The following is a 23,696-nucleotide window of genomic DNA, read 5'->3' as shown; positions in this document are numbered from 1 at the left end:
AATTTCCTATAAACATTATGAGATTTACTTCTCCGCTTTACCTCCTGTTTTTACTCCTTCTGCCGCTGACGGCCTATTTGGGCTGGCACGGAGGAAAATTCCGCGACCCAGCACGCAGACGTGAGTTAGTTTCGCTTATCTTGCGATTGATTATTATTCTGTGTCTTGTCTTCGCCATCGCCGGATTGGAAATCGTGCAGAGCGGAAATGATCTGGCGGTCGTCTTTCTGGTGGATGTTTCTGATTCCATGCCGCAACAGGCGATTGAGTCTGAAGTGAGTTATGTGCGTGAGGCGTTGAAATCGATCAGCGCGGATGATAAGGCGGCGATCATTCTTTTCGGTGCGGATGCGTTGGTGGAGCGGCCAATGTCTGGGTTGGATGAACTCGCCGCGATCACGTCTGTGCCGATCACCAATCAAACAGATCTAGCCGAAGCCATTCAATTGGGACTGGCTCTCTTTCCATCGGGATATGCCAAGCGATGGTGATTCTTTCAGATGGCGCTGAGACCACAGGCGACGCGCTCAATGCTGCCAAGTTTGCGTCAGCGGCGGATGTGCAGATCGTGACTGTACCCATTATCAGTTCGGTGGGAGCCGAGGCATTAGTCAGCGAAGTGGATGTGCCCACACATCTCCGTAACGGCGAGCAATTCGACTTAAACGTTTCCATCCAAGCCAATCAAGCGATGCAGGCTACAGTGCGCGTATTGGCTAAGAATCAAATTCTTTATGAAGGTACACACGATCTACACAAGGGACTGCAAACGTTGAGCCTGCCGCTCGTGGCGCAGGAGCCGGGCTTTGTCAGTTATCAGGTGCAGATCACGCCCGAGCAGGATGCGTTCTATCAAAACAATCGGCTGGATACGTTTTCACAGGTCGAAGGTCCGCCGCGGATTTTGATGGTGGCGCCCGCCGCAGGTGAGACTCTGCCCGGCGGCGAAATCCGCCCTGATGAATTTTCCTTGCTGCAACAAGCGCTGACCGCCGCCGGCTTTGACGTGAAACTCGTTACGCCGGGTCTGATGCCCGCTGACCTGCCGACGCTCGCGCAATATAACTCGGTGGTGCTGGTGGATGTGCCCGCGCGCGCGTTGGGCAATAACCAAATGGAAACTTTGCAATCGTATGTGCGCGATCTCGGCGGCGGTTTGGTGGCCGTGGGCGGGCCGACGAGTTTTGGCGTGGGCGGTTATTATGGCACGCCGCTCGAAGAGACTCTGCCCGTGGATATGCAGATCAAAGATGAAAAGCGCCGCCCCTCGTTGAGCATTGTTTTTATCATTGACCATTCGGGCAGTATGTCTGAAACCAGCGGCGGCATCACCAAACTTGACCTCGCCAAGGAAGCTGCGGCGCGTTCGATCGAATTATTATTTCCGAATGACCGCATAGGCGTGATCGCTTTCGACGATACGGCCAGTTGGGTCGTGCCAATAACCGATCTCGAAAACCCCGGTGAAATCACAAACGCCATCGGCGGTATTCAACTCGGCGGCGGCACCGATATTTACGCGGGCTTGCTGGCCATGTCTAAAGTTTTGCCCGATGACCCCGCCAAAGTAAAACATGTGATTTTGTTAACCGACGGCGGTGCGGATATTACGGGCATTCCCGAACTCGTGAAAAAGTTATATGAAGAAAACGGCATCACACTTTCCACGGTCGGCGTGGGTAACGACGCCGCGCCATTTCTAAAAGACCTCGCCGCGCTCGGCGGCGGGCGTTATCACTTCACCAACAACGCCGGCAACATCGCCACCATCTTCACCGAAGAAACCTCACTTGCCACCCGCGCCTACATCGTCGAAGAATCATTCTTCCCCACGCTTGTCAATTCATCGCCGATTCTCGCGAACATCACTGAAACGCCGCGCCTGCACGGCTATATTGCCCCGAGTGCCAAAGACCTCGCGCAAGTGATTCTTAAATCTGAAAAGGCGACCCGATCCTCGCCGTCTGGCAATACGGCTTGGGCAGGTCTGTCGCATTCACATCCGACGCCACTGGCCGTTGGGCGCGCGATTGGGCGCAGTGAAATCCTTCCCGACCTTCTGGGTGCAAGCCGTGCGCTACACCATCAACGACTCGCTCAACTCGGCACTGCAAATGACGGTCGAGTCACAGGGTGAAAGCGCAAAGATCATGCTCGACGCGCGCAACCGCACAGGCGATTTTCTCAACGCGTATCAGATCGAAGCCAATATCATTTCACCCAATGGCGAAGCGCAAAGCGTAACCTTCACGCAAACCGCACCAGGCCGCTATGAATCTGAATTCATTCCCAAGGAACAGGGTATTTATTTAATTCGTTTTTCGGGGACAACTGACACGGGCAGTGACTCTGCCTCATTTGCAGAGACCACCGGTTGGGCATTATCCTACTCACCGGAATATCAGCGCATCGACCCTAACCCCGACCTGCTCCTGCGTCTATCGGCATTCACTAACGGGCAGGTTGCATCCCCCCGCCCCGCAGACGTATTCACTCACCACTTAAGATCCACCCGCGCCTCACAGCCGATCGCCCCGTGGTTATTATTGATCGCCGCCCTATTACTCCCAATCGACATCGCCGCCCGCAGACTGATCCTCACAACTCAAGATTTATCCCGCGCAAGAGAATGGCTGACGCAAAAATTATCTACTCGCCGGGTAATACCTACTCAACCCGCACAAACCAACCCGCAAATGGAAGCCTTATTCAACGCCAAAAACCGCGTCCGCGAAAACATAGAACCTGCACAGGAAAAAATCATCGAAGCGCCTGTACTCCCGAAAGAACGTCGGGACAATGTGAGCAATGTCGAAGAAACACAAAACGCACCGAAGCCAGAACAAATCGCCTCAACCACATCCGCTCTGCTGGCGCGGAAAAAGAATCTGCGGAAATAATGTCCGCTTGTGATTTCTTGAACGCTATAAACAAAAAGACTCTTTTTGAAAAGAGTCTTTTTGTTTATTACTTGTTTGACAAACCTTCATCAAAAACGTGGGTCTCTTTTGCAATGAATCTTAAGGAAAACCTACTCAATCACCTCAAAATATACAGTCTGAAAAGTATCTCGACCATCTGTAATTTTAAATTCATATTTACCTATTTCTAAATTCTTTGGTAATTCAATCAGGAAATCATGGTTAAAAATCTTTTCACCTCATAATAGACTCTCACCGCTTCCTTCATTTGTCAACACAAAAATACAATTCTAGCGGCAAATATTTTGATAAGACCTTCCGCAAATATGCGGAAAACTGTTTGTTTTAAAATATTCTACCCCAACCTGTTTGCCATCCATAACTTCACAGGGCATCAATGCTATTTCAATTACTTGCTCAGATTGGACGTAAGACCTATCGCCCAACAACACATTAATCATTATAAATATTATCACCAACACCCAAATAATAAACATGACATATTTTCGGGGATTCAATATCTTGTTCATTAGTTACCTCTGTTTACCAAGGCCACCACGGAATCTGATATGGTGTGTCAATATTCCAAGTTTCGCTACCGCCACCCTCTAAGGATACATCCACTCCATTTGGTACTGCATTGACTCCAACTTCCATGCTGGTTTCAATTGAAAATTGATATCCAATCAATCCAGCGCCGGTATGCACCGGATGCAGGTTCTTGTCCAAATCAAAGCTTACCCTTTAGTTCCGCTTATTTTTATCACAGCATCTCCTCCCGCTGAAACTGCTGCATCGATGTTTTTACCCGCGAGAGGACCAGAAATATCTTCGCTTCCATACAAAGGAATTCCATGAACATTTGTTGTTCCTCCATAGAATTCACCTTCAAGTCCATTTGGTGTACCTCCAGCTTCAAATAATCCGAAAGTGAAAAGTTTATAAAGGGTGCCGGTTTTCCAATCTATTATAAAATCAAGTTGTCCATACGCTCCAAATTCCCCAAGAACTCCTCCTTGGCCAGAAGCTCCTACATGCACTCCAGATACAGGTCGTTCCAAATGTAGGTCTTTAGCAATTTCTTCCTTCGTCTTAGGTTTATATCCACCTGCCGCAAGTTGACAAGATAAATCTTGGCTAATACAACCATTGCCATCGCTGTCATCGTCTGCCATATGCCCGCTGGGATCCGTATATCGCAGCGGATTATTCAGCACATACGCATACCGATCCCACGCGGACGAATTCCCTGCGCCCGGGATGATCGTGTCTGCTTGGGTGAAGTGCCCCAACTGAGGGTCGTACCGAAACAAGAGCAAACATCAGCCACGTCCGCTTTGTTGGCAAGGCTAGGAAATAAAAAACACTTGATGGAATTCTGATTGCATTACATCACACACTGTTTTATAAAAAATATAGATAATGTAAAACACTTTCGACAAAGTGCAATAATCCTGCGTCAAGGCAAAAAATTACTAGCTGCTATTTACAATAAGAACTGCAAAAATCGTCATGAATGTATTGATTAAAATGTGAGCCGTAATTGCCGATGACAGCGAACGTGAACGCCAGAAAAGCATACTAAATACAAAAGCAGAAATTGGGACACTAAACCAAAATGAGAAAGGAGGAATCCAAAGATAATGAAAATGGAAACCCCAAAACAGCAAGAATTGAATGAGAAATGCTTGTTTTTCATTGCCGCTGTGCTTGGCTAGGTAGCCGAATAACAATCCACGAAAAATTATTTCCTCCGTAACCGCATCTCTTCCATTCATAAATAGGCCTTGAAGAATGGATAACAACACAGTGTACGGATCAGTGTCTACAGGTGAGTTCTGGAAACCAGTTGTGTGTACAAAAGATATGATAAAGGTAGAGCAAGCAACACGCCAGCAATTGAGCCAATAGCTGCCCATTTAATATTTCCCCATTTTATAGGGGGTACAAAAATTTTTCTGGTAACGACTCTAAACAAGAGCAAGCCTGCGATCAGCCATTCAGCGACCATGAAAGCAGCCTCATAGGTAGTATATTCAACTCTGTCAATTCTAAATATTGTTCCGAATAGAATAAAGAGAATTAGTGAAAGCATATCTATATTGTATTCTGCCTGTAAACCACCATCTTGTAAAAGAAACACCCCAATCATAATGTAAACGATGGATCCAACTATTGGCAGAAGCCAATTTACTGAATCTACTACGACTAAAGTTGGCAGAATCAACCTAGCCACTTTTGCCAAGAAAATAAATTGAAGTATAAATTTGATAAAGGAGAAATGTTTCATTTTAGATTCACTGAAATTCCATCAAACATTCCACCAATACCACCAAAACTAGCAGGCCCATGAACCTCGTGATAAATATTGTTCGGAGAAACAGGTATTTCATGAATATCAACTGGCCAGGGGTGTTTTTCGGCTAACACTGGTGAAATTGTAGGCATACTTGTAAGCGTAGTGTAAATATACGGATTTATCATTGTAGAAGTCGCTGTTATTGTAGGAGTGAGTGTAATTGTAGCAGTGGTTGTTGAAAATGTGGCAGATACAGTAGGCGTAAAGGGTGGTGTTGAAGTTACAGTTGCAGTTGCCGTTGGATTCCTTTGCCATACTGCAACAGGTGTAGTTCCAACAATAATAGGAGGTAGCAACAATGGATTTAATGTTGGTAATAATGTTGGCATACTTGTTGGTGTTTGTGTTGGCGTAATCCCTTTACAATACCCACGATCCTCGCAAGGTTCACCAGATTCGTGCCCACTCGGATCTGTGTATCGCAGCGGATTATTCAGCGTATACGCATCCCAACCCCACGCGGACGAATTCCCTGCGCCCGGGATGATCGTATCCGCTTGGGTGAAGCGTCCCAAGATTAGTTATCCAATTTTACTATGCGGTTATGGCAAAGTGAGAGCAGACAGGGATTAAGTCCGCTTTGCTATCACGGAGGCGGCAAACGCCCCAGAATTCCTAGTAGGAATAACAAACCAATTACTACAGCTCCGATTCCAACCACAAACGAATCTCTATGCTAACGATAGGTAGATGAATAGTTTTCATTAAAATCCTTATTACGGAAAGCAATAAAAGAACGTATCACAAGAAGCAATCCACAAAAAATAAAGAATGGCCCACAAATATAAGTAAAAGTAATCTGTAGCATTATTACTCCTTTGCTATTGAAAAATTATTGGCTCAGTTGGGTGACTAGTCACCCAACTATGAGCGATAATTAACGGGGTTATATTAGTTATCCCCCATGAATCAAGCGAACCCTTATTTGTAGTTACAGTATACCTAGTAACTATTCCATAGTTCGCAACCGTCACCGCGCCTCCTAAACTATTAGCATCTGTATGTACTATATTACTTCGGATGCCACCCATTTCAGCACCTGAGATTAGCAGCGCAGCTGATAACAAAAACACCGCTGGTAATGCCGCAACTAAAGCGATAGCAGTAGGTCCAGCAACCCCAACAATCACTAAGCCAACAACTAACTGCATTGCTAAAGAAGATCCCGACAGGCCCAGCAAAGCAGCAATAAGTGATGCCGCCCCAAAAACATCATTAACAGTACTAACTGTACCTAAATCTTCATAAAATTCATCCATTTCAGATTCAGTAAGGTCAAAACAAGCGCTTACAATAGAATAGGAAGCATCAGCGCAGTTACTATCATCATTAGACTTGCTATCATCATTAGACAATGATGGGCTGTCAAATGTTATCCCAACTCCACCATCATCTCCGTCATCTACCATATGCCCACTCGGATCCGTATATCGCAGCGGATTATTCAGCGTGTACGAGTACCGATCCCACGCGGACGAATTCCTGCGCCCGGGATGATCGTGTCCGCTTGAGCGAAACGTCCCAACTGAGGATCATACCGAAACAAGGCAAACATCAGCCAAGTCCGCTTGCTGGCGCGGAAAAAGAAGGCTAGGAAATAAAATCCTGCTTGTGAATGCTACGAAGCTAACAGCAATCACAACATATGTTCTTCAATAAACATTGATATAAAATATAGTTACTCACCAAGGGGCTAAAGACACACGCTAAGCGAATTACGAAAAAAATTGTAATTTTATATTGTATTTCCTCTCCCATTCTCGAATCTGAAAAGAAATTGCCAATTCAAACGCACCAGTCCATAAAACAGAACAACCTACCAAAAAACAAAAAAATGTTATCAAGGCAAGTTGCTCTACCCCATCTACATTTCTAGCTATAAAAAATCCTATGGCAACCACCACAGGTGACAACTTAGAAATCCTAGATATAAGCCTTAGTTTCCGGCCTTCTTTTTTTTCAGAATCAAGACGTAGTGGTTTATTTAAATTCCAAAAACCATCTTTTACATTTAGGCGACCTGAATTGATATTTTCCTCAAAAGCGTGTCTCAATTTCCCCATTACAGATCGAACTACAATTACCAGAAAGCCAATTGTAAGTGCCAGACCAAAACTGATTAAGCTATAAAGGTATAAACCATCCAAGCCTGTTATATAAATGAGTTGGCGTAAAGATATAGCAAAAATCAACAATGTACTCGGAACAAGCAAAATAAACCAAAGTAAATGAATAAAGTATGCAGATTTTATTCTCCTTATTTCTACCAGACAATAAATAGGCAACAGAACACTGACTATTGATAGTCCAATTTCGACCTTCATATTTTGAAAACTATTTTCAGGTGAAAAAAGAATTAACCAACACAGGCCAACAAGCACAATATTTTTCTTAATTACATTTCCAAAATAATCTTTAAGGGTTTTAGGGTGACGGCTATCTTCTTTCATTGTATTAGACCTCTTAATTGTATTTCATAATTAAATTCTTGTACGTCTGGCCCGTCTAGTGGCAACTTGGCGAAAGCAAAGGCCCACATCCCCATAAATTTGAAGAAGGAGCATTAAAAAATCAACTACCTTCTGACGGCCCCCATTTTCGTCCATTGCCCGATCCCAAGCCATACCAGTTAACACATCTACAGTAAAGTTAGTAGTTATTCCGCCAATAACTGTTGTCTCCGGGGTCGTTAGTACTCCTGCTGTTTTACCAGCCCACTCTGAGGTAATAAAACCGCCAGTGTCTACAACAAAATCCGCAAAGGACTCACGAAAACTCGCACCACCTGCAACATTTTCTACTTGACTAGGTGCAATAGTTATTAAATAACCTATCGTAAAAAATGCTGGACCGAGAAGACCGTCACCGATTGTTCTTCCTCCTATTTTTATATCTGCCCATCTAGGATCAATTTTAATTGGAACATCAACTTTGATTTTTACTAAAGGTGACGAGGAAGGAAGTTCTAGTGGTAACAGCAATACAAAGTCAAACTTTATTTTGGTATTAATATTTATTTTTTCGAAGCTATTAATAACCGCAGACGCTAAAAGATGCCATCTTGTCTGCAAACCACCATCCTTTATCATCATTTTCAAAACCATCACTACAATACCCACGATCTTCACAAGATTTACCAGATTCATGCCCGCTGGGATCCGTATATCGTAGCGGATTATTCAGCGTATACGCATACCGATCCCACACGGACGAATTCCCTGCGTCCGGGATGATCGTGTCCGCTTGGGTGAAACGTCCCAGGGCAGGGTCGTACCAACGCGCATTATAGTACATGAGTCCGAAGTCCGCGGTGTTGCTGTACTGTCCCGTGTAGGTGTAGCCCGTGGACGTAGTCCCAGCTTGATAGCGGACTTCACCCCAAGCAGTGTACCTTGTCTCCGAGATGACTGCACCCGAGGCATTGGTCATCAGGCTGGTGCTTCCAAGATGGTCACTGAGCATATAGGTGAGGACGCCGTTTTTACGCACACCTGCACTGCAACAAACGCAGTGCGGCGCAAGTGTGGCGATGTGTTGAGTCCCAGCCCTTCGACAAGCTCAGGATAAACTCTATAGTATTTGGTGATGACTCCATTGGTCAACTCGTAGCGATTACCTCAAAAAGAGCTTCCATACTACTTTAAATTAAGGTAGTGAGTATAAAGACGATACCTGACATAGTTAAAGCGATAACAACAGCACCAAACCCAACACAAAAAGCTCCCAAAAAAATGGCGAAAATTCTATAATCTGATAGATTCGTTATGATTAATTGAGCATTATTCTTTTTAATTCGATAACCAGCGAGAATAAAGGATATATCAAATATCAACAGGATGCACAAACCCCACGGAGATTGATCAATTATTCTCCCAAATTTTAGCGCGCTAAATGCGCCCAAAAAGCTTATGCCAATATTATATTTTTCATCACTCTATTCTACCTAATCATCTAAAGAAGAAAAAAACGCAAACACTTCCATCATTAATCGAGTTTGGGGCATATAGGTTCAGTAAACAGCTCACAGAATCATCCCAACCCCACGCTGACAACTTCCCTGCCTCTGGAATACGTCCCAGATTAGTTGCCCAATTTTACTATGTGGCAAGGAGATACTTTGAAAGTTTTGATTTTAAGGATGCAATATTCATATACAACAATCTCCCATAAATTCACATCCTATTTCAGTATATAATTTACAAAATTAATCCATTAAAAACACTTAATCAGATAGTGGAAACCAGGAGAATTATCAATATGCCAGAATCAGGGAAAGAATTCATCAAGGCTGCTAAAAAAAATGATCTTGATCAACTTAAAGCACTGCTAAAAAGTGACAAGTCACTGCTCGATGCGCGCGATACCGATGGCTCAACTGCGCTGCACTGTGCAACCTGGAAGGGAAACCATGAAGTGGTTATCTTTCTGCTCAAGGCTGGCGCAGATGTGAAAGCGGTCAATAACAACGACCACTGGGGCACAACTCCGCTCCATGCCGCCGCGCATGCGAATCAAACCGCGCTTGTGCAATTGCTCATTGATGCCGGCGCCGACATCAATGCTCTGGATATGAATGGAAAAACACCCCTCCACCACACCACATTTCACAAAGCCACAGCCGCCGCAAAGATTCTTATAAAACACGGCGCAAAATAATATACACTTCACTGCCGGTAATCATCAACCGACTTCAACACCGCTGCCCAGCACAAAATCCACTTTGATCCACGCGCCGTGCGTGGATTTTTGTTCTCCTGGCTTGAGTCCCATCCTTTGTGCAAAGGGATGACTGGCCAACGGAAAGATGGTTAGCATATAGGGATTCGGCATAATTCCACCCTCGTCATATTTTTCGACAGTCAACGCCGCCTCCACGATCTTTTGATAGCAAGCCTTATGCGTATCCTGTGCGTCACGGAACTGCTTAAGAAACACAAGCGGAATATGGTCGTTAATAAAGCGCGCAGCAAACTCGATCAACCCTCCGCCCATATCATAGCGGATATTTTTAAGCAGCTCATCTGTAATTTTATTTTTAGCGGCTTCCCAGTCACTTTTTGTCTGGTTTGAATCAGGGGAGGAAGATGCCCGCAATTCAAGCAGACGTTCCTTTTGCGCAACCACCTCCGGTCCAAATTGTTTAAACCCGAATACATCTGCCGTAAACTCCGGCTTTTCGATTCGTTCCGGTTTTTGAAATTGCGCTGCCTGTTTATTAAAACCAAACACCTCACGGCCTGTTGCAATGGCATTGCCTTCGTCTACAAGCAGATGGGGCAAAAACCACGCGAGATGATGCGGAATATAACCACTGTCCGTTCTTTGCATGGCAACTGTCAATACCCAAAAACTGACTTCCGTTTCAGGAATGAGCCCCACCTGCGCGTCGCGTTCATCCAGCGAAGAAACATGCATATCGGCATAGACCAGCATCAAAGTAGGCGTGATCGGCACATATTTATAAGGGAATGATTCAGAGACATTCAACGCCTGATCGCAGAGAACTGTCAGGCGTTCCAAATCCGCATTAAATAAAAAAGCCGCGAGACGCGCATTCTTTTGAAGATACGGTCCGCGAAAAACAGGAAATCCGGAACCTTGATCGGCGTAATCCGGCAGCGTATCCACGGGCGCGGGCGCAGCGCGGCGTGTGAGACCCAGATAATACGAAAGTGCAGAAATTCCAAACGCGCTGCCCGCCAATTTTAGAAAGGCTCTGCGCCCCATATTTTGTTTTTCGTTTTTCATGGTTTTCCTTGAATGAAAATTTGACTTACAATAAGCTCATGGAATTAATTCGCGCGCTAAGATGCAGGCCCACCGATACTTCGCAAATATTTGCATTTACCGGAGCAGGCGGAAAAACCACCGCCATCTTTCAACTTGCACGCGAAATGATTCGTGATGGATATTCTTCTGTCATTGTAACAGCCGCCACCCATCTCGGCGCATGGCAAACACCGCTCGCAGATCAACATATTGTTGTCACCGATCCGCATCAACTCAACGGGATTCAATTTCATGGCGTCACCTTGATCACAGGTGAAATTGAAAATGATCGCACGAAACCCGCAGACCAGATCACACTTGAGTGGCTGGGTAAATATTCCAAAGCACACGCCATTCCCCTATTGATTGAGGCGGATGGCTCGCGCCAAAAATCTCTCAAGGCCCCGGGTTTGCATGAGCCGCCGATCCCCGAATTTGCAGACGTAGTGATCGTTGTTGCCGGATTAAGCGCGCTTGATAAACCGCTGACCGATGAGCATGTTCATCGCGCCGAAATTTTTTCGCAGCTTGCCGATCTGCCGATCCATCAACCCATCACAGCAGACGCGGTCACACGCGTGTATACGCATCCGCAGGGCGGGCTGAAAAATATTCCAGCCACAGCGCGGCGGGTTGCGCTGCTCACTCAGGCAGAGACACCCAAACTGCAATCCATTGGCGGCGGAATGGCGCGCCAACTGCTCACCCATTTTGATTCTGTCATCGTTGGCGATCTATCGAATCACACACTGCAAAATTTTGAACACACCGCCGGAATCCTGCTTGCCGCCGGCGCAGCGACCCGCTTTGGCGCGCCCAAACAAATGCTGGATTGGAAAGGCAAACCCTTCGTGCGACATATTGCAGAGACCGCGCTTCATGCCGGACTTTGGCCTGTAGTGGTCGTCACAGGCTTTCACGCCGCTGACGTTGAATCTGCATTAAGCGGCCTGCCTGTACGCATAATCCACAACCCTGAATATCAACAGGGACAAAGCACATCCATCATCAAAGGAATATCCGCATTACCTGAAAACACAGGGGCCGCGATTTTCCTGCTCGCAGACCAGCCGCAAATCCCCGGCGAAATTATCCGCGCATTGATCGAGTCACACGCCGATACAATGCAGCCGATCCACGCACCGCTGGTATTGGAGGAACGCCGTGCCAATCCTGTGCTCTTCGACCAGATCACCTTCCCCGACCTGCTGAAACTTAAAGGAGATATTGGCGGACGCGCCATTTTCTCGAATTACAAAGTAGAATACATAGCCTGGCATGACGACAGGTTGTTGCTCGATGTGGACAAACCCGAAGACTATCAAAGATTGGTTGAAGATGAAACACTTTAGAGGCAACGTATGATCACGGCTATTATTCTCGCAGCGGGCGAATCAAAACGCATGGGTGAACCAAAAATGCTAATGCCCTGGGGCAAAAGCACGGTTTTGCAAACTGTCATTTCCACATTTCAATCTGCGGGGCTCAACGATATTCTTGTGGTCACCGGCGGAGCGCGTCAGCAAGTAGAGTCGCTTATCGGAAAAACCGTTCAAACCATTTTCAACGACTCGTATGACACAGGCGAAATGCTAAGCTCGATCCAGGTTGGCTTGTCTGCAAAAATGCGTGAAGCGAGCGCCGCGCTCATTTGTCTCGGCGACCAGCCGCAGGTCAACGAAAGAACCGTGCGCAGTATTTGTGATGCGTTCCTGAAAAATAAATCCGCGATCGTCGTACCAAGCTATGAAATGCAGCGCGGACATCCCTGGCTGGTGGCACGCCCATTATGGGAAGACCTGCTCGAAATGAAAGCACCGCGCACGCCGCGTGACTTTTTAAAAAAATATGCGCGCAAGATCCATTATGTAAATGTCGATACGCACAGCATCCTTGAAGATCTCGATACCCCCGAAGATTACTCAAAACACAAATCATAAAGCAATGCAAGCACTGCGGCTTGAAATATGTTACACTCGCCAAAATCAAAGATCGGGAGCGCATCGTGAAATATTTTGTCATCGTTAATCCAACCTCGGGCCGCGGGCTTGGGGAAAAATCAATTCCACACATCGAATCCAGTCTGCGGGAAAGCGGGCTGGATTTTAAGCTTGTGCGCACCGAACGCGTCTGGCACGCATCAGAATTGGCTGAAGGCGCGGCGCGTGAAGGCTACGATGTGATCGTCTGTGCCAGCGGAGATGGCACGATCAATGAGTCCATTAACGGGATCATGAAGGCGCGCAAGGATGGTTTTACAAAAAGCGCGTTTTCTTCTCTCAGCATTGGCACAGGCAACGATTTTGCCGGCGGAACAGGCATTCCCGCAAACCTTAACGACAGTCTTAAATCTCTGATCGCGAACAAACGTAAAAAAATAGACCTCGGGCTGGTAAAAGGCGGAGATTATCCCGAAGGCCGTTATTTTGGCAACGGCATCGGCGTGGGTTTCGATGCCGCAGTTGGCAACGAAGCCATCAAAGTCCGCTGGACGCGCGGCCTGCCCGCCTATTTGATCGGCGTCATCAAAACCGTTTTTCTTTATTACAATCCACCGCACGTTGAAATCATTCTCGACGATAAGGAAGTCATCAATCAGGTCTCGCTCATGATCTCCGTCATGAATGGCAGACGCATGGGAGGCGGTTTTCAAATGGCGCCCGAAAGCCAGCCGGATGATGGGCTCTTCGATCTATGCATCGCAGAAACCGCATCAAAGGGACGCATTCTTGGACTCATTCCCCATTTCATTCGCGGGACACAGGCAAGTCAACCCGAAGTAAAAATGAGACGCGCCAGCAAGGTATCCATCAAATCATTGGACATGACCTTCCCCGCCCACGCAGACGGCGAATTTATCTGCCTCGCCGGTTCAGCCCTGACTTTGGAACTGCTTCCGCGCGAATTAGAAATTATCTGCGCCTGAAAGATTCATACCCAAAAAGAAAATTATGAACTGGCTTATCAATTTCATCATCCGTGTTTACACGCGCATTACCTGCCGCATCGACGCGCCCGACCTGCACAAATTTCCAATGCATGGTCCATTGATCGTCATCGCCAATCACACCGGCCAGATCGAAGTGCCGATGTTTTTCGCGCATTTACAGCCCCGCAAACTGTAAATTCTTAAACTGGGTATTCGGTGTCTGGGGCATTATTCCCGTCCGGCGCGGTGAAGCGGATATGCACGCCCTCAAAGCGGCTTTGCGCGCACTGGAAAAAGGTCTCATCTTTGGCATTGCCCTTGAAGGCACCCGCAACTACAACGGGAAGTTGATCCGCGCTCAGCCCGGCGCAGTGACGATTGCGTTACACACAGGCGCGCCCATCATCCCGGTAGCACATTGGGGTGGCGAGAATTTCATGAAGAATTTCAAACGCCTCAAGCGGACAGATTTTCACATCCGCACCGGTGAGCCGTTTAAGATCGACACGCAGGGCATAAAAGTAACCGGCGAGATCCGCCAGCAGATCGTGGATGAGATGATGGTGCAGATCGCGAAATTAATGCCTGAAGAATATCGCGGCGCATACGCAGAGATGTGTAAATTACCCACGCAATTTATCAAACCAACGACTGTGCCAAATTAATTAAAAGAATGGAGCGCAGACTTCAGTCCGCACTCTTGCCAAAGATAAATAACCACGTTAAGAACGTTTATGTCAGGAGACAATTCAAACAACGAAAAAATTGGCTGCTTGAAGTTATTAAAACCTTCCGGTTCTGAAAAAATTTTATTTTAGATAAACAATTTCCCCCCTTAGGATTACATTACCTCTCTAAAAAACCATGAGTCACCAATTCACTAGGGTTCTGGAGTTCTTTTTGGACACGATTTGAATTTCACAGACAAACACGGATAATTCTTTGACTTTATCAGAAAAAATTTTTTTTAAAAATTCTTTCCTTTCCCACGCTTTGCGGTTTTGCGTTAATAAATCCATATCTAATAAAACGGCGGGATTACACCGCTGTTTTATTTAACTTAAGTTGATAAGCGTTCGTCTCGCGTTTTTGAAATCCCATTCTTACATACAATCTATTTGCCGCTTCGCGGAAGGGACTGGAAGTCAGCGCGATTGTGCCGACGCCTTTTTCTTTTGCCACGGCAATCGCCCGCTGTATCAGAGCTTCGCCAATTCCCCGTCCACGGGCTGACTCGTCCACGATCACATCTTCGATCATGGCTCGAACTCCCGAAGGCACACGATAAGCCGCAAGAGTCAATGCGCCTACGATGACACCACTCTCATCCCGGGCAATCATCAGCGTGGAAGCTGTCTCTCGGACGAGAGCAGCTAATTCGTTAAGAGAAGGAGGCGGATTGTTATTGGTCAATTGAGGGATCAGGCGTTTCAACGCCTGATAGAGTTCCTCATCTGCCTGGGAGACGATATCAATTTGCATGGGCGTAATATGTGGGAGTCATTATCACAGCAAAGCCATCTACCTATAAATCAACTTCTCTCGTCTTCCAAATTCACATCTATGCTAAAGCCTTGACCAAACCTCTCAAAGCCATCCATTAAGGGTTTAGGGACAAATAGTCTAGCAATAACGCGCGGAGGCGCTTTGTCAAATAACATTTTCCAGAAAAACACTACTGTTGCAACAACTGATGCTGTAATCAAATTACCATACCCGGTAATTATTGACAGATAAAGCCATTGTGCATCATGGTCTTCCAATGTCTTTTGCAAAGAAAGAGCAGTACCTAAGTAATCCGGATATAAATCAGAGAAAGACATTACTTCAACCTGGTGACGAAGACGTTCATGGATCTGCATATATTGATCGGGCAAGTAAACCATCGAAAACAAAACCGCAAACAATAACAACGCCCAGACGAAATACTTTACACGCTCAACACTATTATCAAGAATCGTATAATGCATCGAAGAACGCTGTTCAATAACAACATAAACAAAAACCAACACAACCGTTAGAATGTATTTCTGTGAGATTGCAGAAGTAAAATCCCCAAACTGAATCAAGCGCATGGTCGAAAACTGGATACTTGGGATATCATTTATTGGAAGGCTTTGTAGTCCAATAACATTATGCTGAACAGAAACAAAATCATTAGCAACTCCGTGTGTAATAAGTAAAAAGTAAACACTCCTATGCCTCCAAATATGGCAAAGGGATAAAAAAGCCCATGCAATGTACGGGCGTAGATATATTTTAAAAAATTTTTTATCAAAATAATTAAATTTGACGCCGCGTCGGGAAGCAAAAAAATAAGGTCCAAAATAAAAATTCCAAGAGAGGCATAAAACAAGCGCCACCAACATAAACCAGCGATAAATCGAACTAGAAAGAACTTCTAATATATCAACCGAAACCGAATAAAAGGGGATTACCGAAATGCCAAACAATGTGATTAACAACGCCCGCGCCATCTCGGCACGCATCCCAGCTTTACGCTTGTTGGTAAAGCTGTTCGTCAGACAACTTCTCTCTAGCTTTTATAGGTGGAGCAAAGTATTCAACCATTTCCTTGCTAGTCAACGGACCCCATGTTAAATAACTACTTATCAAAGATCCAATAAAAAAATAACCTCGAAAAAGATTGCGTATATCATCACAAAATCTCAAAACGCGCAACGACAGGGAAATGATCCGACAATTTCATCGTGTCTGCTTGGCGAACATGATAATCAAGGAGTTTCAATTGGTTTGAATAAACTATGTAATCGAGAGTGCGGTCTGCTCCTTGTAAGGCAGGATCATTTCCAAAAAAAGTGAAATACTTATTGGAATGTGCGCTAGAAAGATCTGTTAGGGATGGTACAAGGTTGAAGTCATGATAAAAATCCTCAATCTCAGTCTTCGGGTTGTAATAAGAACGGTGTGACTCGATCAAGGTATCATACTGTCCCGGTGGAAGTAAGTTAAAATCGCCTGCAAGCACCCAAGGAATGTTTTTTTGAATCTAAAACGCCAAGATTGTAGCGCAGACAATTCAACTGTTTTGTCATAATATCTGTCCCAACTGTAAAAGCATCCAGATGAGTACACATAATCGAAATTTCCGTCCCATCACTTAAAGGAAAAAACGCTTGAAGGATCATTTTTTTTCCGCTAAACGGTTTCAAAAATATGTTGACGGGCAAATCAGGGAGATTACGGCGCACTACACGGTTGATTTTATACTTTGATATCAGAACGAGTTTTACCCGAAGAGAACCCATCAATTTAGGGTGCGGGACAAATCTGACATTCCAATAATAATCTGATACAAAACAACTATATTCGGCGGGAAGGTTATTTAATATTAATGTTACTTGGTCACTATAGTTCGTGCGTTTCGAACCACAGTCAACCTCCTGAAGGCAAATAAAATCTGGGTTTTCGTCTATAATAACTTGAGCAATCTTTTAGCACCAAGAGTAATATCCTCACTTCTCACCACTGAGTCTCTACCAGACATATCTGGCACATCATGAAAGAATACATAATTTTTGCCTGCAAGATACTGAACATTATATGTTAAGACTTTTATACTTTTTCCACGCGCAAGAACTGGCGCATCGAAGGACGATACGAATGGCACATTTGAGTTATCTTTTGGACGGTCTGCGTTTCTCCAAATCAAAAGCTAACAAAAGGAAGATAAACAAAAAGCAACGAAAACGTACGTCATTTCTGTTCCTTTCGAGATCTGAACGCCTCAATTCCCAATACACCACCCCAGAGAATCAACCAAACAAGTGGATAATATAATGGATTCCATGCCCATGCATCAGTAAATCCTTCAAACATGAATTGTAAAGGGAAAAGCGGTTTTACCCCCCACTCGCCAGTATGGGTAAACCAATCTAAAAATAAATGTAAAATAAGCAACAAGCGTTAATTATTCAACTTCAAAAGCAAAACAATTGGGGTAACAACCAAAAGAAGAAAGAACAAGCTATGTGGTATATCCCACCAAAGAACCCATAGGGGATTCAAATCACGAAAACCGTTCCAATCTGATGTCAAAGGATAAAAAAACGGACGACTATTGATATATCCGATATAAACATATAATGGAATTTGAAAAATATCTGGCAGGGCGCCAAAAAATGGAACAAAAATCAAATCCTTAAAAGTATTTGATTTTTTTGAAATCAACATACGCCCAACTATTGCATGGCTAATAATATCCACAGAATCTCCTTGTCAGATTTTTTATAATGCATAGCCTTCCAAAATATTTTTGTTAGATCTCTTACATAAGTATTTGCAGGGCTGGAGGTTTAACCCGCCAGATGCTAAATATTAGAAGGACGTCAGGCTAAAAGCCCCATCTATGGTTGACTTTTGCAAGAAATTTATTATATCAACTTTTGCACATTGAAGCAAATTTTTAATGTTATATCTTCACCAAGCCTATCTTCACTGTTTCACCTTCAAAGGCATCCTCCGCCACCGATGTGCTCGCGGGGGCGGAGGCAAAAGTCAACTGCACCGTCAATGTTTCAGATTTGATGTAATCCTCATGCGTCTGAATCGCGGATTTTAAAATTGGCGTGGCTTCAATGAACAACTCAATGCGATCCACCACATCCAGGTCAGCGGTCTTGCGCAGATCTTGTGCACGACGGATAAATTCACGAGCGAGTCCTTCGGCGAGAAGTTCGGGCGTCAGGTCGGTGACGAGGGCGGCCACGTAGGCACCATCTTCTGCAACCGCAAAGCCAGATTTGGCCTGTGCCTTTACTTCCACTTCCTCAGAGATGATCTGGAAGGTCTCATCGCCGGCTTTTACTTCCAGCGGCTTGCCAGCCATAAATGTGGATGCAACTTCCTCCGCGTTCATGGCAAGGATCGCCTTTTGGATGGCGGGGAATTTATTGCCGTATTTCTGTCCAAGTTGTTTCGAGAAAGGCTTCACGGTATGTGAAACAGCTTCGGTGGCAGAATCAAGCAGACGTACTTCCTTGACGTTCAATTCATCTGCGATGGTGTCCATGTTACTGATCAAGGCCTTGCGCTCGGTAGCGGTCCCAACCGAGAAGGCGGCGGCGGCCAATGGCTGACGCACTTTGCGGTTCGCTTTCTGACGTGCGGAATGTCCGAGTGAGACGAGTTTCATGACGAGGTTCATGTCACGGTTGAGGGATTCATCGATAAATTCATCCATCACCTTCGGCCATTCAGCCAAATGGACAGACTCAGGCGCGGTCTCATCCACTGAGCGGACGAGGTTCTGATACAACTCTTCCGCAAGGAAAGGCATGGCAGGCGCGATCAATTTTGCGACTGTGGTCAACGCGGTGTAGAGGGTGGAGTACGCGGCCTGCTTGTCTGAATCTGAGTCGTTCTTCCAGAAGCGGCGGCGTGAACGGCGCACGTACCAGGTGGAGAGATTTTCAACGAATTTTTCCACGGGGCGGGTGGCGTTGGTCACATCATAGGTTTCGTAGGCATTGGTCACATCACGCACGAGGACATTTAATTCAGAGAGCAGCCAGCGGTCGAGATCATTGGTCGCGGCGGTGACGGTCAAGGCTTGCGGTTTGTCGAGATTGGCGTATGTGATAAAGAACGAATAGACATTCCACAGTGTAAGCGTAAAGCTGCGGATCACATCCCCAACCAGATCGGATGAGAAGCGGCGTTCCTGTCCGGGCGGCGTGGCGGTGTAGAGATACCAGCGCAGCGCATCGGCCCCGTGGACGTTCAACACATCCCACGGTTGGACGATGTTGCCCAAAGACTTGGACATCTTGCGTCCTTCGCCATCTTGAATGTGCCCAAGACAGATCACATTTTTGAATGCGACATCATCATTTAGCAAAGTGCTGATCGCATGAAGCGAATAGAACCAGCCGCGCGTTTGATCCACGGCTTCGCAGATATAGTCTGCGGGGAATTGCTGTTTGAATTTATCTTCATTCTCAAACGGATAATGCCACTGGGCATACGGCATCGAACCAGAGTCAAACCAGACATCGATCAGATCCTTCACGCGAGACATTTGTCCGCCGCAATCCACACAGGTCCAGAAGACATTGTCCACGTGCGGGCGGTGCAGGTCAAGTTCGGCCAGGTCACGGCCTACTTTTTCAGAAAGCTCGGCCACAGAGCCAACACATTCGCGATGCTTGCAGGTTTGATTCTCGCATTCCCAAACCGGAAGCGGCGTGCCCCAATATCGTTCACGGCTGAGCGACCAGTCGATGTTGTTTTCGAGCCAGTTGCCGAAACGTCCACTCTTGATGTGTTCGGGAACCCAGTTGATCGTTTTGTTTAATTCAACAAGGCGGTCACGTTTTGCACTCGTGCGGATATACCAGGACTCGCGCGCATAATACAAAAGCGGAGTCTTGCAGCGCCAGCAGAATGGATAGGTATGCACGAGCGTGCCGGCACGGAATAATAATCCGCGCGCATCGAGATCCTTGATGATAAGCGGGTCGGCGTCCTTGACGAAGATTCCGCGCCACGGGGTGATCTCAGGAATGAAAGTCCCATCGGGCTGAACCGTGAGCAGGATCGGCAGATCATATTGCTTCGCCATTTCCATATCTTCCGCGCCAAAAGCCGGAGCCTGATGCACAAGACCAGAGCCATCTTCTGTGGTGACATAATCTGCGAGCAGCACATAATACGCGGGTTTATCAACCGGCATAAAGGTGAACAACGGCTGATATTTTACGCCCTTCAATTTTTTACCTTTGAAGGTATCCACGATCGTTACTTCTTCATCCTTGAATATCTTTTCAACCAGATTCTTTGCAAGGATCAGTTTTTCTTTGGTACCATCGTTATCGCGCTCGATGGTTACATAGTCCACATCGGGGTGCGCGGCCACGGCCACATTCGAGGGCAATGTCCACGGGGTGGTTGTCCACACTAATAAAGATGTGTCTGGCTTATCGACCAGCGGCATACGCACAAAAACTGACGGGTCAGTAGCGTCGTCGTAACCGAGAGCAACTTCATGGTCAGAAAGAGGCGTGCCGCAGCGTGGACAATACGGAACGATCTTGTATCCCTTGAAGAGCAGATCCTTCTCCCAGAAGTTTTTCAGGATCCACCAGACCGATTCGATGTATTCGTTGGTATAGGTCACATAGGCATCTTCAAGGTCAACCCAATAGGCGATGCGGTCTGTGAGTTTTTCCCAATCCTGAATATAGGTAAAGACAGAATTACGGCACAACTCATTGAATTTATCAACGCCGTATTCTTCGATCTGTTGTTTATTGTTGAAGCCAAGCTGCTTTTCCACTTCGATCTCAACCGGCAGACCGTGAGTATCCCAACCGCCGCGGCGCGAGACATGATATCCGCGCATGGTCTTGTAACGCGGGAACATATCCTTGAAAGCGCGCGCCAGCACATGATGAACGCCCGGGCGTCCATTGGCCGTAGGCGGACCTTCGTAAAAAAACATACTCAGGGCCGTCTTTGCGCTGTGCCGTTGTCTTCTTGAAGATGTCGTGTTTCTTCCACAGCTTGAGGACGTTCTCTTCCATCGAAGGCGCGTCGAGTTTTGATGATACTGATTTGAACATAGTAGACTCCTGGTCTTTAATCTGCTTTTCGTACGCAGGCAATTAAAAAATAAAAGCTCTCATCTCAAACAGAGACGAGAGCTATGCTCACGCGGTACCACTCTGGTTTCCACCGGCAAACCGGCAGACACTCATTGGATGACCAACATCATCCTGTCCTGATAACGAAGAACAATTTCGGATTCCCTACTCTCAAACAGACTCTGCCTGATTTCAGTTCACAGCTTCGGGAGGATTTTCAATCGCCTACGCGTATCCGCTTCACACCTGACCTCGGACTCGCTGACCGTTTCGACGGATTTACTCGTTCCCATCAACGCTTTTGATTTTGAGATTATACATAGTTATGTCGAAATCGGCAAGAAAACTATAAGGCTCTTAAAGTAAAGACTGTGATTTCAGGCCTGCAATTAAACCTCACAAAAGGACTGGTCATACCAACACCACGGTTTGTATACAGCCACATGGCTCCCACCTGATAAAGTCCAGATGGATATTTTCTAGCCCAACGCGGTAAAACTGGCGGCCCAATAAACGGAATGACCACCTGTCCGCCATGAGAGTGACCCGATAACTGCAATCCAAATCGGCCAATAAATGAAGAAGTATCGGCATAATCAGGTTCATGCGCAAGCAAGATCGAATCTGAATACAACGGCAGCTTGTCATAAATATCCTCCAAACGATGCTCACCTTCAGAAATATCATCCAAACCTGCGATGCAAACGCTCTCCGTTTTTTTCGATCATGTGAACATCGTTCTTTAACTCAAGTATTCCGGCACGCGCAAGCATTTCGCGCACTTTTACAGAGTCTGTCCAATGATCGTGATTCCCCATCACGGCCAGCACTTTATATTCTGTAGTAAGAGCGGATATCTCGGCTACCAGATCATCTGCGGCCAGGTCCAGGTCCGGGCTCCATGAATGACCGATAACAAAATCCCCGGTAATAACGATCAAATCAGGGGTCTGCTGTCTGACCAATTCCAAAACCTCGGCCAGATGCCCACGATCCATCCAGCCGCCCATGTGAATGTCACTAATCTGGACGATCCGAAATCCATTAAAAGCCTTCGGCAAACGAGACAAAGGAATCTCAACCTGCTCCACGTCCAACCATTGCGGCTCAAACTCAAGGCTGTAGTAAGATGCCGTAGCCGTAGTAAACACCATGGCGCCAACACGTTTAATAACCCGAAGAAAATCCCTGCGCGATATTTTTGAATTCATTTTTTTTCAAAACCTCTTCAAAAGCTAGTTTATCAGAATATAATATGCGACTTTGCCAAAGGCTTACATCTTACCAACATCTTACCTATTACACGTTGACGTATTCATGTCAGACAGGTATAATCTTTTTTCGGCATTATTTCAACTAGCAGGAGAAAACTTATGACAACACCCGACAGCGCACCAGCCGTAGCGCTTGAACCAAAAACCAAACTTAGCGGCAAAATTTTGAAGACCACACTTGCGGGGGCATTGGTGGACATCGGACAAAGCATTCCCGGTGTAATCCACATATCACAACTTCAGCAGGATGCAGTAAACAAAGTGGAAGATGTTGTGAAGGAAGGCCAGACAGTTGATGTCTGGGTACGTCGCGTGAAGAAAGATCGTGTTGAATTAACCATGATCGAACCTCTCGCCTTTGAATGGAAAGAGATTCAACCTGATATGATCGTAAAAGGCAAGGTTGTTCGTCTCGAAACCTACGGCGCGTTCGTGGATTTCGGTGCAGAACGCCCCGGCCTGATCCATGTCAGCGAACTTACTCGCGGTTATGTTAAGACCGCCAGCGAAGTTGTAAAAGAAGGTGAAGAAATCGAAGCCAAGGTTCTGGATGTGGATCGCCGAAAACGCCAGATCCGCTTGAGCATGAAAGCGCTCCAGCCTGAGGTTGTCGAAGAAGCCAAACCCGAACGTGAAGATCGCAAGCGCGGCGCTGGTAACAACAGCAACAGCAGCGGTCCCAAACGCAAAGGCAAAAAAGAAGAAGAGTACCAGATGGAAATCGAAGCTCCAACGAGCCCCAGTACACTGCAATGCAGATCGCATGGCAGCAGGCATTGGAACGCTCCAAGGGCAAGGAAAAGGTTCGCGCCAAATCCTACAAATCTGCTACCGAAGAAC

General features: G+C 46.1%; 27 protein-coding genes and 1 pseudogene. 11 read left to right on the top strand and 17 right to left on the bottom strand.

The features are described 5' to 3' along the window. Positions 1–17 precede the first annotated feature (17 nt). Genes IPL71_RS14620 through IPL71_RS14610 form a run of 3 tightly spaced genes read left to right on the top strand, consistent with a single transcriptional unit; the run spans position 18 to position 2,900 of the window. Positions 18–491 carry a vWA domain-containing protein gene (locus tag IPL71_RS14620; protein WP_345322812.1) on the top strand — a complete coding sequence of 158 codons (474 nt, stop codon included), beginning with the start codon at positions 18–20 and terminating at the stop codon, positions 489–491. Then, positions 485–2,137: a VWA domain-containing protein gene (locus IPL71_RS14615; protein WP_345322810.1), complete on the top strand. Its 1,653-nt coding sequence runs from the start codon at positions 485–487 to the stop codon at positions 2,135–2,137. The genes IPL71_RS14620 and IPL71_RS14615 overlap by 7 nt, the downstream gene beginning before the upstream one ends. Further along, entirely contained in the window at positions 2,040–2,900 is an 861-nt protein-coding gene (locus IPL71_RS14610; RefSeq protein WP_345322807.1) for a hypothetical protein, read from the top strand. Before IPL71_RS14615 ends, IPL71_RS14610 begins: the two co-directional genes overlap by 98 nt. 564 nt (positions 2,901–3,464) lie before the next feature. Here the strand turns inward: IPL71_RS14610 and IPL71_RS14605 are convergent. The 10 genes and pseudogenes from IPL71_RS14605 to IPL71_RS14570 all read right to left on the bottom strand — a co-directional run bounded on the left by IPL71_RS14605 (position 3,465) and on the right by IPL71_RS14570 (position 8,769). Continuing rightward, a complete protein-coding gene (locus IPL71_RS14605; protein ID WP_345322805.1) occupies positions 3,465–3,650 on the bottom strand; it encodes a hypothetical protein in 186 nt (61 codons plus the stop codon). 8 nt (positions 3,651–3,658) lie between these two features. Further along, entirely contained in the window at positions 3,659–4,096 is a 438-nt protein-coding gene (locus tag IPL71_RS14600; RefSeq protein WP_345322803.1) for a hypothetical protein, read from the bottom strand. 12 nt (positions 4,097–4,108) lie between these two features. Further along, positions 4,109–4,213 (bottom strand): annotated as a pseudogene (locus IPL71_RS26005) (RHS repeat-associated core domain-containing protein); the annotation flags it as partial. A gap of 183 nt (positions 4,214–4,396) precedes the next feature. Further along, positions 4,397–4,840: a CPBP family intramembrane glutamic endopeptidase gene (locus tag IPL71_RS26000; RefSeq protein WP_514130790.1), complete on the bottom strand. Its 444-nt coding sequence runs from the start codon at positions 4,838–4,840 to the stop codon at positions 4,397–4,399. Then, a complete protein-coding gene (locus IPL71_RS14595; protein WP_345322801.1) occupies positions 4,747–5,211 on the bottom strand; it encodes a hypothetical protein in 465 nt (154 codons plus the stop codon). Before IPL71_RS14595 ends, IPL71_RS26000 begins: the two co-directional genes overlap by 94 nt. After that, positions 5,208–5,795 (bottom strand): RHS repeat-associated core domain-containing protein, encoded by a 588-nt coding sequence (locus IPL71_RS14590; protein WP_345322799.1) that lies wholly within the window; start codon positions 5,793–5,795, stop codon positions 5,208–5,210. The genes IPL71_RS14595 and IPL71_RS14590 overlap by 4 nt, the downstream gene beginning before the upstream one ends. 306 nt (positions 5,796–6,101) lie before the next feature. Next, complete coding sequence (locus IPL71_RS14585; protein WP_345322797.1) at positions 6,102–6,689, bottom strand: hypothetical protein; 588 nt, start codon at positions 6,687–6,689, stop codon at positions 6,102–6,104. A gap of 306 nt (positions 6,690–6,995) precedes the next feature. Continuing rightward, positions 6,996–7,730, bottom strand: a complete 735-nt coding sequence (locus IPL71_RS14580; protein ID WP_345322795.1) for a hypothetical protein — start codon at positions 7,728–7,730, stop codon at positions 6,996–6,998. A gap of 30 nt (positions 7,731–7,760) precedes the next feature. Next, positions 7,761–8,408, bottom strand: a complete 648-nt coding sequence (locus IPL71_RS14575; RefSeq protein ID WP_345322793.1) for a hypothetical protein — start codon at positions 8,406–8,408, stop codon at positions 7,761–7,763. After that, on the bottom strand, positions 8,311–8,769 hold the full coding sequence (locus tag IPL71_RS14570; RefSeq protein WP_345322791.1) for an RHS repeat-associated core domain-containing protein: 459 nt from the start codon (positions 8,767–8,769) through the stop codon (positions 8,311–8,313). Before IPL71_RS14570 ends, IPL71_RS14575 begins: the two co-directional genes overlap by 98 nt. A gap of 768 nt (positions 8,770–9,537) precedes the next feature. Between IPL71_RS14570 and IPL71_RS14565 the strand changes: the two genes are divergently transcribed. Next, a complete protein-coding gene (locus tag IPL71_RS14565; protein ID WP_345322789.1) occupies positions 9,538–9,936 on the top strand; it encodes an ankyrin repeat domain-containing protein in 399 nt (132 codons plus the stop codon). A 24-nt stretch (positions 9,937–9,960) separates the two neighbouring features. On the opposite strand, the gene IPL71_RS14560 is transcribed toward IPL71_RS14565, so the two are convergent. Beyond that, complete coding sequence (locus IPL71_RS14560; RefSeq protein ID WP_345322787.1) at positions 9,961–11,028, bottom strand: hypothetical protein; 1,068 nt, start codon at positions 11,026–11,028, stop codon at positions 9,961–9,963. Between the two features lie 38 nt (positions 11,029–11,066). Between IPL71_RS14560 and yqeC the strand changes: the two genes are divergently transcribed. Genes yqeC through IPL71_RS14535 form a run of 5 tightly spaced genes read left to right on the top strand, consistent with a single transcriptional unit; the run spans position 11,067 to position 14,643 of the window. After that, positions 11,067–12,401, top strand: a complete 1,335-nt coding sequence (gene yqeC / locus IPL71_RS14555) for a selenium cofactor biosynthesis protein YqeC (protein ID WP_345322785.1) — start codon at positions 11,067–11,069, stop codon at positions 12,399–12,401. 9 nt (positions 12,402–12,410) lie between these two features. After that, positions 12,411–12,989, top strand: a complete 579-nt coding sequence (locus tag IPL71_RS14550; RefSeq protein WP_345322783.1) for a nucleotidyltransferase family protein — start codon at positions 12,411–12,413, stop codon at positions 12,987–12,989. A gap of 20 nt (positions 12,990–13,009) precedes the next feature. Then, positions 13,010–13,975, top strand: coding sequence for a diacylglycerol/lipid kinase family protein (locus tag IPL71_RS14545; RefSeq protein WP_345322781.1), 966 nt, complete (start codon positions 13,010–13,012; stop codon positions 13,973–13,975). 25 nt (positions 13,976–14,000) lie between these two features. Beyond that, positions 14,001–14,174, top strand: coding sequence for a hypothetical protein (locus tag IPL71_RS14540; protein ID WP_345322779.1), 174 nt, complete (start codon positions 14,001–14,003; stop codon positions 14,172–14,174). Next, a complete protein-coding gene (locus IPL71_RS14535) occupies positions 14,113–14,643 on the top strand; it encodes a lysophospholipid acyltransferase family protein (RefSeq protein WP_345323144.1) in 531 nt (176 codons plus the stop codon). Before IPL71_RS14540 ends, IPL71_RS14535 begins: the two co-directional genes overlap by 62 nt. Before the next feature lie 373 nt (positions 14,644–15,016). Here the strand turns inward: IPL71_RS14535 and IPL71_RS14530 are convergent, their stop codons facing one another. The 4 genes from IPL71_RS14530 to ileS all read right to left on the bottom strand — a co-directional run bounded on the left by IPL71_RS14530 (position 15,017) and on the right by ileS (position 21,440). After that, entirely contained in the window at positions 15,017–15,460 is a 444-nt protein-coding gene (locus IPL71_RS14530) for a GNAT family N-acetyltransferase (RefSeq protein WP_345322777.1), read from the bottom strand. Positions 15,461–15,510: 50 nt separating this feature from the next. Continuing rightward, on the bottom strand, positions 15,511–16,467 hold the full coding sequence (locus IPL71_RS14525; protein WP_345322775.1) for a hypothetical protein: 957 nt from the start codon (positions 16,465–16,467) through the stop codon (positions 15,511–15,513). 1,438 nt (positions 16,468–17,905) lie between these two features. Then, positions 17,906–18,205 (bottom strand): hypothetical protein, encoded by a 300-nt coding sequence (locus IPL71_RS14520; RefSeq protein ID WP_345322774.1) that lies wholly within the window; start codon positions 18,203–18,205, stop codon positions 17,906–17,908. Between the two features lie 205 nt (positions 18,206–18,410). Next, entirely contained in the window at positions 18,411–21,440 is a 3,030-nt protein-coding gene (gene ileS, locus IPL71_RS14515) for an isoleucine--tRNA ligase (RefSeq protein ID WP_345322773.1), read from the bottom strand. A 204-nt stretch (positions 21,441–21,644) separates the two neighbouring features. Between ileS and IPL71_RS14510 the strand changes: the two genes are divergently transcribed. After that, positions 21,645–21,887 (top strand): hypothetical protein, encoded by a 243-nt coding sequence (locus IPL71_RS14510; RefSeq protein WP_345322771.1) that lies wholly within the window; start codon positions 21,645–21,647, stop codon positions 21,885–21,887. Between the two features lie 41 nt (positions 21,888–21,928). Here IPL71_RS14510 and IPL71_RS14505 read toward each other — a convergent pair whose 3' ends face one another. Further along, positions 21,929–22,273, bottom strand: a complete 345-nt coding sequence (locus IPL71_RS14505; RefSeq protein ID WP_345322769.1) for a metallophosphoesterase — start codon at positions 22,271–22,273, stop codon at positions 21,929–21,931. After that, positions 22,266–22,793 (bottom strand): metallophosphoesterase, encoded by a 528-nt coding sequence (locus IPL71_RS14500; protein ID WP_345322767.1) that lies wholly within the window; start codon positions 22,791–22,793, stop codon positions 22,266–22,268. The genes IPL71_RS14505 and IPL71_RS14500 overlap by 8 nt, the downstream gene beginning before the upstream one ends. A gap of 162 nt (positions 22,794–22,955) precedes the next feature. On the opposite strand from IPL71_RS14500, the gene IPL71_RS14495 reads away from it, so the two are divergent. After that, positions 22,956–23,696 (top strand): S1 RNA-binding domain-containing protein (locus tag IPL71_RS14495; RefSeq protein ID WP_345322765.1); only part of this gene is annotated, 741 nt, incomplete at its 3' end.

The organism is Candidatus Villigracilis proximus, assembly GCF_016717045.1.
In the GTDB taxonomy this organism is placed as follows: Bacteria; Chloroflexota; Anaerolineae; order Anaerolineales; family Villigracilaceae; genus Villigracilis; species Villigracilis proximus.
The sequence above is the reverse complement of the archived record's forward strand: the minus strand, read 5'-3'. Positions and strand labels throughout refer to the sequence as shown.

Bases quoted from the DNA above. Each gene is read 5' to 3' on its own strand.
- IPL71_RS14620 (WP_345322812.1), top strand. From the start codon at position 18: ATGAGATTTACTTCTCCGCTTTACCTCCTGTTTTTACTCCTTCTGCCG.
- IPL71_RS14615 (WP_345322810.1), top strand. From the start codon at position 485: ATGGTGATTCTTTCAGATGGCGCTGAGACCACAGGCGACGCGCTCAAT.
- IPL71_RS14600 (WP_345322803.1), bottom strand. From the start codon at position 4,096: ATGGCAGACGATGACAGCGATGGCAATGGTTGTATTAGCCAAGATTTA.
- IPL71_RS26000 (WP_514130790.1), bottom strand. From the start codon at position 4,840: ATGGGCAGCTATTGGCTCAATTGCTGGCGTGTTGCTTGCTCTACCTTT.
- IPL71_RS14595 (WP_345322801.1), bottom strand. From the start codon at position 5,211: ATGAAACATTTCTCCTTTATCAAATTTATACTTCAATTTATTTTCTTG.
- IPL71_RS14585 (WP_345322797.1), bottom strand. From the start codon at position 6,689: ATGGTAGATGACGGAGATGATGGTGGAGTTGGGATAACATTTGACAGC.
- IPL71_RS14580 (WP_345322795.1), bottom strand. From the start codon at position 7,730: ATGAAAGAAGATAGCCGTCACCCTAAAACCCTTAAAGATTATTTTGGA.
- IPL71_RS14565 (WP_345322789.1), top strand. From the start codon at position 9,538: ATGCCAGAATCAGGGAAAGAATTCATCAAGGCTGCTAAAAAAAATGAT.
- IPL71_RS14560 (WP_345322787.1), bottom strand. From the start codon at position 11,028: ATGAAAAACGAAAAACAAAATATGGGGCGCAGAGCCTTTCTAAAATTG.
- yqeC (WP_345322785.1), top strand. From the start codon at position 11,067: ATGGAATTAATTCGCGCGCTAAGATGCAGGCCCACCGATACTTCGCAA.
- IPL71_RS14550 (WP_345322783.1), top strand. From the start codon at position 12,411: ATGATCACGGCTATTATTCTCGCAGCGGGCGAATCAAAACGCATGGGT.
- IPL71_RS14540 (WP_345322779.1), top strand. From the start codon at position 14,001: ATGAACTGGCTTATCAATTTCATCATCCGTGTTTACACGCGCATTACC.
- IPL71_RS14530 (WP_345322777.1), bottom strand. From the start codon at position 15,460: ATGCAAATTGATATCGTCTCCCAGGCAGATGAGGAACTCTATCAGGCG.
- IPL71_RS14525 (WP_345322775.1), bottom strand. From the start codon at position 16,467: ATGCGTGCCGAGATGGCGCGGGCGTTGTTAATCACATTGTTTGGCATT.
- ileS (WP_345322773.1), bottom strand. From the start codon at position 21,440: ATGTTTTTTTACGAAGGTCCGCCTACGGCCAATGGACGCCCGGGCGTT.
- IPL71_RS14510 (WP_345322771.1), top strand. From the start codon at position 21,645: ATGCTCACGCGGTACCACTCTGGTTTCCACCGGCAAACCGGCAGACAC.
- IPL71_RS14500 (WP_345322767.1), bottom strand. From the start codon at position 22,793: ATGAATTCAAAAATATCGCGCAGGGATTTTCTTCGGGTTATTAAACGT.